This window comes from Planktothricoides sp. SR001 (assembly GCF_001276715.1).
GTDB classification, from domain to species: domain Bacteria; phylum Cyanobacteriota; class Cyanobacteriia; order Cyanobacteriales; family Laspinemataceae; genus Planktothricoides; species Planktothricoides raciborskii.
Map to the genome: position 1 here is coordinate 69,710 of NZ_LIUQ01000024.1, position 14,622 is coordinate 84,331.

A 14,622-nucleotide genomic window follows, 5' to 3' on the forward strand; every position below is an offset into this window, starting at 1 on the left:
AAAATATATAGGAAAAAACCAACAATTTATTACCCGAATGCAACGCCGCCCTGACATACAACGGTTTTCAGACTAATAAACCACGGTAGGGCGAAGCATGACCGGATTCAAATTAATATTTTCAGCAATAATTTGTCTGCGGTCATGCTTCGCCCCTACAGGTGTTTGTGGTAGATTCAATAGAAAATTGCTGTAAACGATCGCTTTGCTCATTACTTCAACACCAACGGCGGATATTTATCCGTTTCTCCCATTAAATACTTGGCTAAAAGTCGGGCTTGCCATTCAAAAGCCTCCTGATAAGTGCATTGCCGTCCCATCACCGGATGCTTAAACTTTGACTGCTTTTTCTGTTCATAAAGGCGCAGAAAAATTTTCAACCCATCCGGGGTCAAAGAAACCGCATTACTAATCGGTTCGCTGACAAAATCTGCGGGAGATAAAGCCCCTTTATTAATCGCCGCTAATACCATCGCATCCACTACTAAAGGGCGAAACTCTTCCATTAAATCTAAGGCTAAAGAAGGGCGACCATAACGTTCCACATGAAGATAGCCTAAATATGGATCGAACCCCACAATATTTACCGCACTTTGAACATCGTGACGCAGCAACGCATAACCAAAACTCAACAGGGAATTTACCGGGTCAGTGGGAGGTCGCCGGTTGCGGGTTTTAAAAGTAAATTCTGGATTGCGAATTAAGCGATCAAAACAGCCAAAATACGCCGCACTTCCTGCCCCTTCATATCCCCGCAATGAATCAATCAATTCGGTATTTTCCAGAGATTCAATACTTTGCTTAATTTGGGCAATACTTGAACTTAAATCTACTCCCAAATTTTCCCGTTGACAGCGCATCAAACTACTGCGGTAATTTTTCAACTTGCCTCGGACAAAAGCCCGCACCAAATGCACTGCTTGCTCAGACTCTCCTGCGGCTTGCCATTGGGCTTTACGGACAAAAATATTCTTGGTCACTTCTGGTTCTAAGCGACCTAAATATTTACCATTTTTGGTTAAAAAACTTAGGGGTATTTTCCGGGTGAGTAACTCTGTCACCACCGCTGGGGAAACTGTCGCCCGACCCAAAACCACGACCCCATCAATTTTAATCAATGGCACATCTAATAACTTCTCTTTTTGGAATTTGACGTTTAATCGTTCATCGGTTTTACCAATTAACGCATCTTCTTGGGTAATGTACACGGTTCCCATATTTTTTTTCCTTGGTTTTTATTCTTGATATCGCCCAACTTTTTGCACCGCTTGGGGCAAACATTGACTGAATAAACTACACCCTTGACACCGTTGGCTATACACCGCTGGGGGCATTTTTCCGGTGGTAAATAAGGCTTGAATTTTCCCAATAATCGCGATCGCTTCTTGCCGCATTTCCGGGGAAATATCCACGGCGACTCGCTGATGGGAATGGGCATAATAGACAAAACCTTGGTGAATTTTTTTGCCGGTCATTTCTTCCAAACATAACGCTTGACCCACCACTTGCAACGCATCATTATCCCACTCTCCCCGGTTGCCTCGTTTATATTCCACCGGATATAATTGCCCATCTTTCGACTCAATTAAATCCGACTTGCCAATTAACTGATACTGCGCTGACTTTAACCAAATTGCCCGGACTTGTTCCGTTTCTTCTCGGTTATTTTCACTGGTTATATAGACCGTTGTATGGACGCGATCGTGTAAACTGGTTCCCTCAATAGTGTACTGATTTTCGCTAAATTCGCCAGCACAAAACATCCGCCAACAACGGTGTTCGCAATAGGCATAATGATTCAATGCCGCAATGGGAATATATTCTGATTCATTCATGGATTTTTACCTGACTTAATTAATCAAACCGCCTGGGGTTAAAACCCCCGTCTAATAGCTAAAGTCGGTTAAAACCGACTAAAAATATATAATTTTGTAGGGTGTGTTAGGCGCTGGATTAACTTAATTATTCCCAGGGAATAAATTAGATTCAGCGCCGTAACGCACCATTGACAATCGGTGCGTTACGGCGGTTTAATAAACCTTGATAAATGTCTGGGAAAACTGACCGCCTAACGCACCCTACCGCTGTTTATCAGGGCGAAGCATTCGGGTAAAAAATTGTTAATGTTAACCGATAGATTGTTTGCCCGGTAAGCGAAGCTATGCCGTCAGGCTTTATGCTTCGCCCCTACCAGGCAAAAATTATCGGTTAAATCGCCGAACCATGCCCATACCCATTGTGGTTTTTCGACCCACTCCGGCATATAACGCAAAGTCAGCTAGGGCATTGATTTGTTTAACGATTAACGAGTCAATATTGCCCATTATTTGATAACCAACTTTGCCCACACAACCGATAAACTTACTCCGATGATCCTGGACTAATTCCGTTTTAATATCAAAAAAACTGGGAAATATCTGGTCAAATGACTCTGAATTAAACGGCATCAGACTATATTTATTCCAGCGATTAATTAAACTCTGAAACACCGCCTCTCGGTTGGGCAAAGCGCAATCATATTTTCCCTGACGAAAACTCGTAGGGGTACAAAAAATTAAGCTAAATTTGCGATCGCTTTCTGAGGCTTCCTGATAAATTTGCTGATAACTCATGGCTTTTGCCCAAGGCTGATTGGGGTTAGGATTGGTTAAAATACTGGTAATTTTCAAAACCGCCGATCCTAAATGCCAAGAATTTTCTAAATCCAGGGATAACCACAAATGAGTTAATCGCTGAAATAGGCGATCGTCTAACAGAGAAATTCGCCACCAGCAGGGAGTTCCGGGAGAAATTGGCTGAGAATGTTGCCACTGTAAACAATGGATATAATTCTCAGGTTTAGGAACATGAGTCACTTGCAACGGACTCAAGGTAAAGGCTTTATCGCTATTTGCCTCATGCAATAAATCCCCCAATTCGCGATCGACCGCAGATACCAAAGTTAAAAATAGCGCGTGAAAATGTCGCCCAGTTAAATACTGAGGATAAATTGGGGAAGTAGGGATTAAATTCAAAACTAAACTATAGGGCATAATTTGGGTGTGGGTGTTTAGAGGATAGAGGATAGAGGAGAGAGGAAAGAGTAATCAACAATCAACAATCAACCAACAAAAATCAACAATTTACAATATTTAACTACTAAAAAAATATGCCATATTTGCCGGTATTTTACCCCAGGGAGTGTCATAATATTGCCCTCGCAACTTGACATTTTTAATTAAACTTACTGGGGGCATATTAATGGTATCATAACTAAAGACTTGATGGCTAAACATCACATCCAATGGATTCAAAGGATAGGGATAGAGAAAATCCGTTTCAGACTGCGATCGCTTTACCTCTTCTTTCTTGACAATCGTCACTTTTGCCTTACTCATCCATTTGCCTAACCGAATCCACCGGGGTAATTTTAATTCCCGATTGGCAATAATAAAACATTCAAAAACACTTTCTGGGGCAATTTCTTTTGTCCGACCAAAACTGGGAATATTTTTCTGGGTTTTCTGCATTTCCACATGATAGCGATTATCCGCATATTTCCAAGTATTTAACACAGTCTTATGAGACAGCGATCGCCCTGGAGTGACATAAATTTGCTGTTGATTTAACGGGTTTAAATGTGCGGCATATTTCGGGACTTGGGTCGGGCAAAAATAGCGATAACTATCTTCCTCGGATACCTGAGTTTGGAAGCGATCGCTGTCTACCAGTCCCAAAGCATAACAGAGGGAATAATTATGTAACACCGTCTCAGTTTCATATAAGCGACCAATTTCTCTCGTAGCAAAATAGACGCTATCATGTAACTCGATTTCACACTGATGAATAATTGCCATAATTTTTTTCCTGATTTAATTGATTTGATAAGTATTACCAAATATTACCAAATATTACCTTGTAGGGGCGAAGCATTGGGCAGATACCTCATGGGGAAAAAACCAAATTTTTGCCCCAATGCTTCGCCCTAATTTATGGAATAGAGAACCAACCAAAAATTAAGTTAAGGGCGAAGCATTCGGTGCGGAATTTTTTAGTTGTGATTCAGATATATTTTGCCCGAATGCTTCGCCCCTACAGGAATAAACCAGCCCCCAAATCAGAGAATTGTAGGGGCGAAGCATTGGGCAGATACCTCATGGGGAAAAACCCAAATTTTTGCCCCAATGCTTCGCCCTAATTTATGGAACAGTAACCCTCCACTTTATTCCACTATGCTATAATCGACGTAATTACCAATTTTCATTATAAAGATGTCCAAATATTTAACGATTGCTGAAGCCCAAGAAAAACTGCCCGAATTAGCGGATGATTTGACCTGCGAACCTGCCATCATCACTAAAGAAGGCAAACCTGTGATGATTGCCATGAGTTGCCAGCAGTTTGATTCTCTTTTGGAAACAATCGAAATTTTAAGCGATCGAGAATTTATGGCCGATTTAAAAGAGGGAATTAGACAAGCTGATTCAGGAGAAACCATTAGTTTAGATAACCTCAAAGCTGAATTAGGATTTTAATCAAAAAATGGACGATATTAACGAGTACGAAGTCATAAAATAACCAAAAAATGAGCAAATAATGGGCAAATAATCGGCGATCGCTGCTGGTTTATTTTTTTATCTTTACCAATTTTTTATTTAAAGGAGATTTATGGGAAGCGATCGATAATTTGATTTAAAAGACTGATTTAATCCTAGGGTGGGCAAAATTTTGCCCACCCTACGGGATTTTTTACGGGTTATTTGGCCGCCCTTGCTTCTTTAATATACTTTTTAGCATAAGCTTTCGCCTCATCATCCGCTTGCTTTAACAACGCTTTCAAACTTTCCTCATTGCCAATAATTGCCTTAACCTCCTGTAACAATGGGGTAAAACTTTCGCCAATAAAATCTGTATGCACAATAAACTCCTCTGCCATCAATTTAACAATAGCCTGCGTTGCTGCTGCGAATACCTCATCCTCATTTAATGGATCGGGAGAATGCAACATTTGCCCCGCTTTCATCTCATCATAAATAGCCTGAGTCCATTGCAAATTACTGGTAATTTCGCCATCGGCAAATATCACCCCAATTAACTCATTGCGAACTCGTCCGGTTCGGGTAGTTTGTGCCCCATAATGCCGCGTCCGCAAGATATTATTAAACACATACAAGAAACTTGCCTCAGTCGGGTCTTTCAACGTGACAATACTGGGGAAAAATACCTGGGGTTTAATATGGTCTTGTTGGTTAATTCGGCTGGTGACTTCTCCTAATTTAGCACCCCCTTCTCCTTTAGAAGCCATTGTACCATTTTCAAACGGCGCATTCAGGGTAAAATTCTCGTGAGAATCATCAAAAGCAGTAATCGAAAAAGCCGTATCTACCACCACTTTTGATTTTTCTGAACCCGACTCCCCGATCGCAAATCCATAGATAATACAATCAGGATTCTTCATGGCAAATTTGACATTATATTCGCATTCGTCTGCGGTCATTAAGCCATAATTCCGCAACAATTCCCGACCGACTAACCGTTCTGGGGTAGACTGTTTCCGCTTAAACATAGTTAAACGGCTGATAGGTTGCGGGTTAGCAATTCCTGCCCGAACTCGCGCCTTATTTAATTCCCCATCAGTTTGGAATAAAGGATAAGATTCAGTAATCCGCAGGGTGAGAAAATGGGCATATTTTCCCATCGGTTTATAGGGAATTTCACTGTGGAATTTTTGAGAATTGACGGTTTTTAGGAAAGACATAGTTTTTTTCTCCTGTTCTAAAACTTTCAACATTGTTCAACATTGTTCAACTTGTAGGGGCGAAGCATTGGGCAGATATTTTATGGGGAAAAACCAGAATTTTTGCCCCAATGCTTCGCCCTGATTTATGGAATTAACCAGATCCCCCCAAATGAGGGATTTGTAGGGGCGAAGCATTGGGCAGATATCTTATGGGGAAAAACCCACATTTTTGCCCCAATGCTTCGCCCTGATTTATCCATTGGGCAGATATTTTATGGGGAAAAACCAGAATTTTTGCCCCAATGCTTCGCCCTGATTCATAGCGGTTATTGTCCGAATGAAGTACAGAGATTTTCTGGATTCCCGCCGCAGTTTACCCCCGCGAAGGCGTGGGGCGGGAATGACAAATTTTTTTTGTAATTCATAACTATGACAATCGCTATAGCAGTCCTAAATGATTTATAAAATCTGTCTTCTCCCCTCTCCCTCTCTGGGAGAGGGGGTGGGGGTGAGGGTCTTCCACAACTGATTTAGGATCGCTATAAAGAATAGGCAACAACCCAATTTGGGGGTTAGGGCGAAGCATTCGGGACAGAAATTTGGGTTTTAATTCAGAGATGGTTTGCCCGAATGCTTCGCCCCTACGGGACGGGGATATCTCTGAAAATTTGGGGTTAGGGCGAAGCATTCGGGGCGGAAATTTTGGTTTTAATTCAGAGGTGATCTGCCCGAATGCTTCGCCCCTACGAGACGGGGATTAATCATCCTCATTTAATGGCTGATTTTCTTTATTTTCCTGGTTCTCCTTATCTTGGGCTAAACGATAGAGAAACTCGCAAGTATCGCGAATCAAATTAATTTGCCGACCGGCTAAACGACCGCGATCGCCTGCGAAAGATTTCTCAAACACCTCCTCCACAAAATAGCGGGCAAACTCTAATATTTTCTGCCGTTCTATATCCCGTTCTTTGCTATTAAACACCCAGCGACCTTCCGCAGTAGAAGAATGAACCCGATCCATTAGCTTACAAACTGCTGCTGCCACCGCATCAACTAACGCCTCACCCTGAAAACTAGGGTCAGCATTTAAAATAGTATCTGCGGCAATATCAATCGGTTTTAATACGGCATTCGCTTTGGGGCTAAATTGCTTATTTGCCCGGTAAAACTGGCGATAAAGTTCGGTTAATTTTTTCGGATGATTGAGTGGAGACTCTGGTGACTTAATTTCTAGGGACATTAAATCCTCCTGATATTCTACATAAGGGTCAAAACAGGGATAAAACGCATAAGCATAAAGCTTAATTTTCTCAATTCGCGCCGTCTCTACCCCCTGACGGCGAACCCAGCGATTCAGATAATTAAAAACATAAAGAGGGCTGGTTTGAAAATTCGTGGCTAACTCGACTAATTTACCCCAATTTGCATCATATCCCCCTTTACCTTGTTTAGCATTCACATCTAAATGAATGGCATAAGCAGCAGTTAGCACATTTAACGGGGCAGGATATTTTTTCTGGTTTTCTTCCCACCCTTCTTCCCACCCTTCTAAGATATAATCCAACCGGAAGCGATCGCGCTGAGTCAAGGCTTGAATAGCTTGGGGTGGGCTATCTAAAAACACCGTTTCTTCAAACTCTGCCCCATCATTAAATGGGGGAATAGGGGACTCAGAAACCACGGTTTTGACATCCAAAATCATGGGAAAAGCAAATGCTAACCAACTTGGCATTACCCAAGACTCCGTATCTTTAGCATCCTTTCCTGGAGGCAAGGCAATAAAATAAAAAGTCAGCGGTTGGTCTTCGGGATAAGATAGCTTAAAAGTGCGGTCTTTTTCTTTGTCCAATTGTTCATCAATTAGGAAACTATCCACCGTCTGATATTGAGTGCGATCGAACTTTGCCTGCCACTCCTTAGTAATAAAGTGATTCCGCAATGGGGCAGTAAACCGAGTTTGCGAAATATTGGTATAAGCAGCTTGGAGAAACTTATTCGTTTCTGGAGTAAAGTAATAAGTAGGATAAAAATAAAGATAGCGATAATTTCCATGTTCAAACCTTTTCCCTACTGCCTGAGTTTGGTTCATTAAAATTTGCCGCAGCATCATTTCTACTCCAGCAATACTGGAAATATTCCGCTTGGCATTAGAACCCCCCAACATTTGCTTATTGGTGTAAACTTGCGGAGTAAACAAAACCGCTGACTCCATTTGTTCTGTCACCGTATAAGCAGAATGGGAAATCGAACAAATTAACTGCCGTCCCCGTCCCGGTTTCTTTGCCAATTGATAACGGTCTAATTCATCAAGAAATACCTCCGCATTCTGAGTTATTGGGCTGGTTTTTCCTGGTAAAATAACCACCCGTTTTACCCAGTCCCGTAAATCATCCCAACCATCAGGTAATTTATACTGATTGACAATAGGTTGAATTAGTCCAGCGATATGGTTAATTAAGGCTACACAAGTTTCTGTAACATCCTCAAGTCCGGGATTTTGTTGGACATATTTCGCAGCTAAATAATACCACTCATAAGGAACTCCTCCGGTATTTCCTTTTAGTTTATGTTCTTTCAGGCTTTCATTAATTCGCTGAATTTCCCGAATAGGGTTTAAATAGGCTGACAATTGCCAAAGTTTGGCAACTTCTGCCACAATATCCGGTAACTCAGGCAGTTGTTGCTGAGTCTTTTTATTCTGCTTACACAGTTTCTCGATTTCCGTGACGCGATCGCCCCATATTTTCCGAGTAACTAAATCCCCAAACTCGGCAATTTGGTCAATGCGAATATCATCATCAAAGCGAAAATCATACTCTGGGGATAATATCTGTTTTTCCTGAAACTTGACTAAATTATCACTGCGACTTTTTGCCACAGAAGCTTTAGTCCCATGCAAAATCCTTAAAGTGGCAGCGAGTCCCACTTGCATCAAGCCAAATTCATCAAAAAATTGACTATAATATTCGGCATATTTCATCCCCTTGCCGTCTCGACCAAACCCGGTTTGTCTGCGTTGCAACTGACCGCCACAAAGTTGTTTAATTTTATTGACAACTCGTTCGGGAATATCCGTTTCTGCAATAGCTGGCGCCTGCCGCATTGCCAGATAAATTACCCCCGTGGGCAAGTACAAAAGCGGTTTATAGTAACAACATTCGGCGGTATTTATCGCTTCGTATCTTTCAATTAAAGCATTATTTACCACGTTGGTTAAAACTCCGCGATTTTCCGCAATCCCATGATAGGTAAATTTTAAATTGCCATCACTGAGATTATGGAGAATATCATTTAATGTCCGATGTTCTGCATCTTGGGGATGTTTAATCACCGAAGCCATTAAATCAGCAATTCTAGTTAAATCCGCCAAACTTCTTAGGGTTTTATCCCGGAGTTTTGGCTGTAACCCATGTACAGAAAGATTCAGATTTGTATCATTTTTTGCTTGGGCATTATAGGCAACAAATAACAGATCGTCCAGATATTCTGACCAAGATTCTGGATTGGTGGAATCGATCAATTGATTAATCCCTAATTCGCGCACAATGACCGAAATAATTTCTCGGTGTTCTTCTAGAGATAACTTGCGAATATCCTGGGTAAAATACCGCCGAATTGCCCGATATTTTTCCGGCATTTCCGGGAATAAGTCATAGTTAAATTTTTCAAAGTCATGGAGAATAAACCCAGCTACTAATAACCGACGTTCTCGTTCTTTGACTACCCGACGAACGGTAGTGTCAAATTGCTGTAAACGTTGTTCAATTAAATTAGCGGGAAATAGTCCATTAAGTAGGTGAGTATTCAGGGATTGATCGCCTGCATTATCCCGTCTTATTTTATCTTTTCCTGCGGCTTCTCGCTGCTGGTCTATTTTGTCGAAAAACTTCCCACCTTTGGCAGTAACTCCAATGGCAACCCGCAGTAAGTTTGGCAGCACATATTCGGCAAAGTCTGCCATGACTAAATCATTAGGATTTTGGGCAGCGATCGCCTCTCGTAATAGTTTCAGAGTGAGAAGTTCGGAGGGGGTTTCTATGGTGCGATCGCTGCTTTCTTCCGTAATTCCTAACTCATCATAACCGATATCATCTATTTCAACTTCATCATAATCCTCGATTTCTGCTTCGATTTCTGCTTCGATTTCTGCTTCTATATAATTAGAAGCTGGATTTTCGGTTGCTTGATTTAAATCAAACAATGAAAGTTGTTCGGTTTCGGTTGCTGATTGTTTGCGTTTTTTAGCCATTGTCTTTTTCCCATGAATTAGCCATTATGCTTGCTTGCCAATATATCTAAACAATTGATCACATATCCGATATACAAAGGATATAAATTTAAAGCCACAAAAATTGCCTCATAGACTTTTCGGTAATTAATTTGGTCATATTCAAATAACAGATGATGTTCAATAGTCAAAAAATCCAGAAATTTATCCGTTAGAGGTTGGGAAATGACGCCATATTCACCAGCTAACTTAAAAGCATCCAGAGTATCTTGGGCTTGAATACCATGTAATTCTTTGACTAAATAAGCATTTACCTTACTGGATGTCCCAATTAATAGTTGCAGTAATCGTTCAGCGGTTAGTTGACGATCCAAATCATTGATATATCCATTAAATGTCATGGTTTTAAACTGCTGCATGATTTGGATATATTGCTTGATGCTGTCAAGTTTTTGTTTGACCAGATTTTTATCCATATTTGTCTAAGGGTCTAGAAACCGGGTTTCTTCTGAATTACAGTCAGTAAAGTAGGGTGTGTTAGCGAAGCGTAACGCACCTTAACACTAAGATTAAGGGGTGAATCAATACATCTAAAATGGTGCGTTACGGCGGATACTAAAATATTTGATTTGTTTCAAAAATTATGGCCGCCTAATGCACCCTACCATCTTTAAACCACAGAAACACGGTTGATTTTCTCAACCCATATTTTTGATTACATCGTATCAGGGTCAATCCCTAATTCTCGGAGTTTTTCCGCAAGGCGATCTGCCCGTTGCCGTTCGGTTTCTGCCCGTTGACGTTCGGTTTCTGCCAGTTCTTCCGCGAGTTGCCGTTCGGTGTCTAATTCAATATAAGTTGAGAATTTTCGACCATCAGGACGATAAAGTTCTAATCCTTCATCACCCATTACAAATCGCACTCCTAAGCGGGGAGAAACCCAACCATTGATAGTTTCAATTGCCTCGAATTGTTCCCCTTGCCGAATCCAACCGCAAAAGTCTATTTTATCCGGGTCATAGATATAGTATTCCTCGACGCCATAGCGGAGGTAAAATTCCTGCTTTTTGGCCATTTCCGTCAAAGTATTCCCCGGAGATAACACCTCAAAAACCACTTGAGGGGCAATATTATCCTCTTGCCATTGCAAATAGGAACCGCGTTTTCCTTTGGGTCGCCCAAAAGCCACCATAGTATCTGGGGCTACGCGAATTTTATTGTTGCCTTCTACGGGATACCAAAGTAAATCCCCGGCTACAAATACGTTAGGGTCATCTTTAAATAGGGCATCAATTCCCCCTTGAATTGTGACAATCCAGCGAAATTGTTCGGTGTTGTCTGCCATTGGTTGACCGTCGCTTTCAGGATAGATAATTTTTGTCTTGGCAGTGGGCTTAATTTCCGTAACCATTGCTGCCTCCATTTTGTGAATTATGAAAATATTTTACCATATTTAGAAACCGGGTTTTTTCTGACTTTGGACAAAAAATATCTGTATTTGAATAACAGAAACCAGGTTTCTTTTCTTTACAATAACGTAGGGTGTGTTAGCGAAGAGTAACGCACCTTAACACTAGGATTAAGGGCTGAATCAATACATCTAAAATGGTGCGTTACGGCGGATCATAAAATATTTGATTTGTTTCAAAAATAATGGCCGCCTAACGCACCCTACCTAATATCTAGGTGTGAGAAGAAAGAGGGACATCATTATTAATGAAAAAATATTTGTCCCCCTTCAAGATTTATGCAGCTAATCTCACAAACTTTTTAGAAGTTTTATAAGATGGCTGTGAAAACAAATCAAGTTCAAGCTGTTGATAATATTCAACGCATAGCGGAACTACTTCGACTTGATATTCCCGATCGCCTGTAGGATTAGATTTCGCACAGGTGTAGGGTTCCAGGTCGAAGAGAAGCAACTGTTTATATTGCTTCATAATTTGGATCCTCCATAATTCAATTAATGGAGTGACTTTGTGGTTAAGTGAAGACGGTGTAGCGTCAAAAAGGTGCATCTGCACTGGGATTGACGAATTTCTGTCCCTGTACTTAAGGCTTAAAGCCATCCATGTTAAAGATTGTACCACAACATTGATTAAGTACAGCGTGCGAAGACCATTTTAATGGGTTGGTTATTCCGATTTGCAGAAATTCAGGTAAAATTCAGACAGGAAGGCTTAATGGTTTAGTCAAATCCCTATCAGGGATTGAAATTTCGCCCGCCGAACTTACGGCTTGATGCCTTCCGATTTCGGATTCACAACCCGAAATCTGAATCCCTATGAGGGATCGACTGTCTAACAAATCCATGAATTACCCCCTTGACCCTTGAACCAGTCCGCTAAGGTATCCACCAACAACGCGGACTGACCAAAGGCGATCGCATACGGGGGGGTGGAGTCGTGGATACTATAGCGATCGCATATCGGATAAATCTGAAAATGCATGGGCAACCGCAAACGAGCCCGAACTTCTGCCAAAGGACGACCCAACACATAACTGACCAAAGGTTGCTTTTTCAGCTTTTGATTAATCTCGCGGATCCAGGGATTATCCGGTTGCCACACCTCAACCCCGGTTAAAACCTGCACTTTCCAAGCATCTGCCACTGGTTGCAAGTCCCCAGAATAGGTAAATTTCCAATTTAAGCGTTCCTCCCGATAACTTTGCAATTTCACAAAGGCCAAACAATGTTTAGGTTCAAACCGACCTTTGGCAATGGGTTGTCCGGTGCGATCGACCGTTGCTTGCAACTCCCGCAAAAATGCCGTTTTGGTCATCGGTTCAACCGTTAAATTACTCAAAATTCCCGGTAAATCGTAAGTTTTAAAGCGATCGCCCTCCTCTGGTTCCGTTAAATCATAAATCCCACATTGCAAAGGACTGGAACCGCGAAAACTACTAGCATCCTCAACAATAGGATTACCCTTTTTTCCCGATAGCTGTTCCCACTCTTGCGCCCATTCGCGCATCCGACCCGCGACACTATTTAATTTAGTCTGGAAAATGCGCTGGGCATCGGCGGCAAATGCCTGTTGACTGCCCTGATATTGCTGTTTAATAATCGGATTACTTAACTGGTAAGAAATTTTTAGAGATTGCACTGCCCCCCAGCGACGATAATAACCGCGAAAATCATTAATTTGACGATATTTTTCCCGAATTTGCTCATGGAAAAAAGCCCGGTCATAAATTCCCCCGCTTTCTAGGGCTGGTGACTCTCCTAAAAATAGTCTTTCAATTAAATATTTTGGGCATAAAGCATAAGCGGTAAACCGTTCAAATCCATCATGGCGGCCCAACCGACCCAACCGCTGAATAAAGTTTCCGGCATCAGCGGATTCAAAAATAAGTAAATTAATCTTAAAATCTACCCCCACATCAATGGTACTCGTCCCCAAAACTAAGTCACAAGCAAGCGATCGCTCTTTTTTCTTCTTCCCAGATAACCCCGTATTTTCTCCCACAGTTAACCCCGCAGAGGCGAATAATTCATGAAAAAATGGAATTAACCGCTTCACTGATGCAATAGAATTAAGAATAATTGCCCCTTGACTGCCTGGATATTGGCGAAAATAATCTAGAATCAGATTACCGGATGCTTTCAGCCAAGTTTCTGCCGCGCTAGAGGTAGCGGTTTTTAACTCAATAAAATTTAAATTAATCCCTCGTGTCACTGGTCGCCACTGTTCTGCTTTTAACGCTTTTTCTTGTTCCTCCGTATCGGGAAACAGATATTTGCCTGCTGCCAAAGGATTAATCAGACAACAGCGAAGATTAGCCGCCTCTAAACGGGCGATTAACTCATCATTTGGAGTTGCTGAAAGAAAGAGAAACTTTTTCTGCCTTTTCGTATGCCGAATCAGCAACATAGTATTTAAAACACTTGCAACTTGTGGGGCAACAAAAATATGAAATTCATCAAATATAAATAGGTCAAAATCTAAATCAATCCGTCCCCACAACTTATCAGGATTATCATTCCCAGTTAAATAAGCCCCGCGATGCAAATAATGGAAAATATCCGGGTTAGATAGCAAAATATCTGATTGCCCCGTCCGAGTAGCGATCGCGTCTGACTTTCGCAAACCCTCATTGTCCGCATAAATTTCCAACTCTGGGCCACTGAGTTGGTTGACGCGAGGGCAAACCTCTGGTTTAAACTTCTCGATATATCCTTGTAATTGTCGATACTGGTCTCTTGCCAATTCATTGGTCGGATATAGCCCCAAAGCACCCAAAGCATCACTTTGTCCGTAAATAGTATCCAGATAAGCGGCCAAACTTTTGCCATCCCCAGCCATGGCTACATTGACCACAACATCAATATTTGGGTCGCGCAATGCCTTGATGGTTTCTACCTGATGCCAGGAAAGCCGCCAATTTTCAGGCAGTTGCACCCCAGATAGAAAATCCTGGGTTTCCGTTGCCGGACCAGAGTAAACGGGCTTAAGATAAATATAGTATTCGCACATATCCTTAAATTTTTTCTTAATGTCCGTAACTTGTTGCTTTTCACAGCATAACCCGGCAAAATAGAAAATGCCAAGAGATAACCGGATAAAGTGTCCGTATATTTTTTAGGGCGATGTAGAGGTGATTCGCGAATCACCCCATATATGGGTTTGATGCCAAAATGCCTAAATCCTCTTATCCCACCATCAAAGGAACT

Annotated in this window: 11 protein-coding genes; 1 reads left to right on the forward strand and 10 read right to left on the reverse strand. The window is 41.6% G+C overall.

Annotation, left to right across the window (positions count from 1 at the left end):
- Nucleotides 1–212: 212 nt before the first annotated feature.
- The 4 genes from cas1d to cas5d all read right to left on the reverse strand — a co-directional run bounded on the left by cas1d (nt 213) and on the right by cas5d (nt 3,836).
- On the reverse strand, nt 213–1,217 hold the full coding sequence (gene cas1d / locus AM228_RS15445) for a type I-D CRISPR-associated endonuclease Cas1d (RefSeq protein WP_054466995.1): 1,005 nt from the start codon (nt 1,215–1,217) through the stop codon (nt 213–215).
- Between the two features lie 18 nt (nt 1,218–1,235).
- Nucleotides 1,236–1,835, reverse strand: a complete 600-nt coding sequence (gene cas4, locus AM228_RS15450; RefSeq protein ID WP_054466996.1) for a CRISPR-associated protein Cas4 — start codon at nt 1,833–1,835, stop codon at nt 1,236–1,238.
- A 366-nt stretch (nt 1,836–2,201) separates the two neighbouring features.
- Nucleotides 2,202–3,032 (reverse strand): CRISPR-associated endoribonuclease Cas6, encoded by an 831-nt coding sequence (gene cas6 / locus AM228_RS15455; protein ID WP_054466997.1) that lies wholly within the window; start codon nt 3,030–3,032, stop codon nt 2,202–2,204.
- A gap of 99 nt (nt 3,033–3,131) precedes the next feature.
- Complete coding sequence (gene cas5d, locus AM228_RS15460; protein ID WP_054466998.1) at nt 3,132–3,836, reverse strand: type I-D CRISPR-associated protein Cas5/Csc1; 705 nt, start codon at nt 3,834–3,836, stop codon at nt 3,132–3,134.
- A gap of 414 nt (nt 3,837–4,250) precedes the next feature.
- Between cas5d and AM228_RS15465 the strand changes: the two genes are divergently transcribed.
- Nucleotides 4,251–4,514, forward strand: a complete 264-nt coding sequence (locus AM228_RS15465) for a type II toxin-antitoxin system Phd/YefM family antitoxin (RefSeq protein WP_054466999.1) — start codon at nt 4,251–4,253, stop codon at nt 4,512–4,514.
- Nucleotides 4,515–4,735: 221 nt separating this feature from the next.
- On the opposite strand, the gene cas7d is transcribed toward AM228_RS15465, so the two are convergent.
- From cas7d to cas3, 6 genes are all read right to left on the reverse strand, one after another.
- On the reverse strand, nt 4,736–5,737 hold the full coding sequence (gene cas7d / locus AM228_RS15470) for a type I-D CRISPR-associated protein Cas7/Csc2 (RefSeq protein WP_054467012.1): 1,002 nt from the start codon (nt 5,735–5,737) through the stop codon (nt 4,736–4,738).
- A gap of 739 nt (nt 5,738–6,476) precedes the next feature.
- Nucleotides 6,477–9,968 (reverse strand): type I-D CRISPR-associated protein Cas10d/Csc3, encoded by a 3,492-nt coding sequence (cas10d, locus tag AM228_RS15480; RefSeq protein WP_054467001.1) that lies wholly within the window; start codon nt 9,966–9,968, stop codon nt 6,477–6,479.
- Between the two features lie 17 nt (nt 9,969–9,985).
- Complete coding sequence (locus tag AM228_RS15485) at nt 9,986–10,423, reverse strand: DUF86 domain-containing protein (RefSeq protein ID WP_054467002.1); 438 nt, start codon at nt 10,421–10,423, stop codon at nt 9,986–9,988.
- A gap of 239 nt (nt 10,424–10,662) precedes the next feature.
- Entirely contained in the window at nt 10,663–11,358 is a 696-nt protein-coding gene (locus AM228_RS15490) for a Uma2 family endonuclease (RefSeq protein ID WP_054467013.1), read from the reverse strand.
- Between the two features lie 334 nt (nt 11,359–11,692).
- On the reverse strand, nt 11,693–11,887 hold the full coding sequence (locus AM228_RS15495) for a hypothetical protein (RefSeq protein ID WP_156331819.1): 195 nt from the start codon (nt 11,885–11,887) through the stop codon (nt 11,693–11,695).
- Between the two features lie 360 nt (nt 11,888–12,247).
- Complete coding sequence (gene cas3, locus AM228_RS15500) at nt 12,248–14,425, reverse strand: type I-D CRISPR-associated helicase Cas3' (RefSeq protein WP_054467004.1); 2,178 nt, start codon at nt 14,423–14,425, stop codon at nt 12,248–12,250.
- Nucleotides 14,426–14,622: the final 197 nt, after the last annotated feature.

Bases quoted from the DNA above. Each gene is read 5' to 3' on its own strand.
- cas7d (WP_054467012.1), bottom strand. From the start codon at position 5,737: ATGTCTTTCCTAAAAACCGTCAATTCTCAAAAATTCCACAGTGAAATT.
- cas4 (WP_054466996.1), bottom strand. From the start codon at position 1,835: ATGAATGAATCAGAATATATTCCCATTGCGGCATTGAATCATTATGCC.
- AM228_RS15465 (WP_054466999.1), top strand. From the start codon at position 4,251: ATGTCCAAATATTTAACGATTGCTGAAGCCCAAGAAAAACTGCCCGAA.
- cas3 (WP_054467004.1), bottom strand. From the start codon at position 14,425: ATGTGCGAATACTATATTTATCTTAAGCCCGTTTACTCTGGTCCGGCA.
- AM228_RS15485 (WP_054467002.1), bottom strand. From the start codon at position 10,423: ATGGATAAAAATCTGGTCAAACAAAAACTTGACAGCATCAAGCAATAT.
- cas10d (WP_054467001.1), bottom strand. From the start codon at position 9,968: ATGGCTAAAAAACGCAAACAATCAGCAACCGAAACCGAACAACTTTCA.
- cas1d (WP_054466995.1), bottom strand. From the start codon at position 1,217: ATGGGAACCGTGTACATTACCCAAGAAGATGCGTTAATTGGTAAAACC.
- AM228_RS15490 (WP_054467013.1), bottom strand. From the start codon at position 11,358: ATGGTTACGGAAATTAAGCCCACTGCCAAGACAAAAATTATCTATCCT.
- AM228_RS15495 (WP_156331819.1), bottom strand. From the start codon at position 11,887: ATGAAGCAATATAAACAGTTGCTTCTCTTCGACCTGGAACCCTACACC.
- cas5d (WP_054466998.1), bottom strand. From the start codon at position 3,836: ATGGCAATTATTCATCAGTGTGAAATCGAGTTACATGATAGCGTCTAT.
- cas6 (WP_054466997.1), bottom strand. From the start codon at position 3,032: ATGCCCTATAGTTTAGTTTTGAATTTAATCCCTACTTCCCCAATTTAT.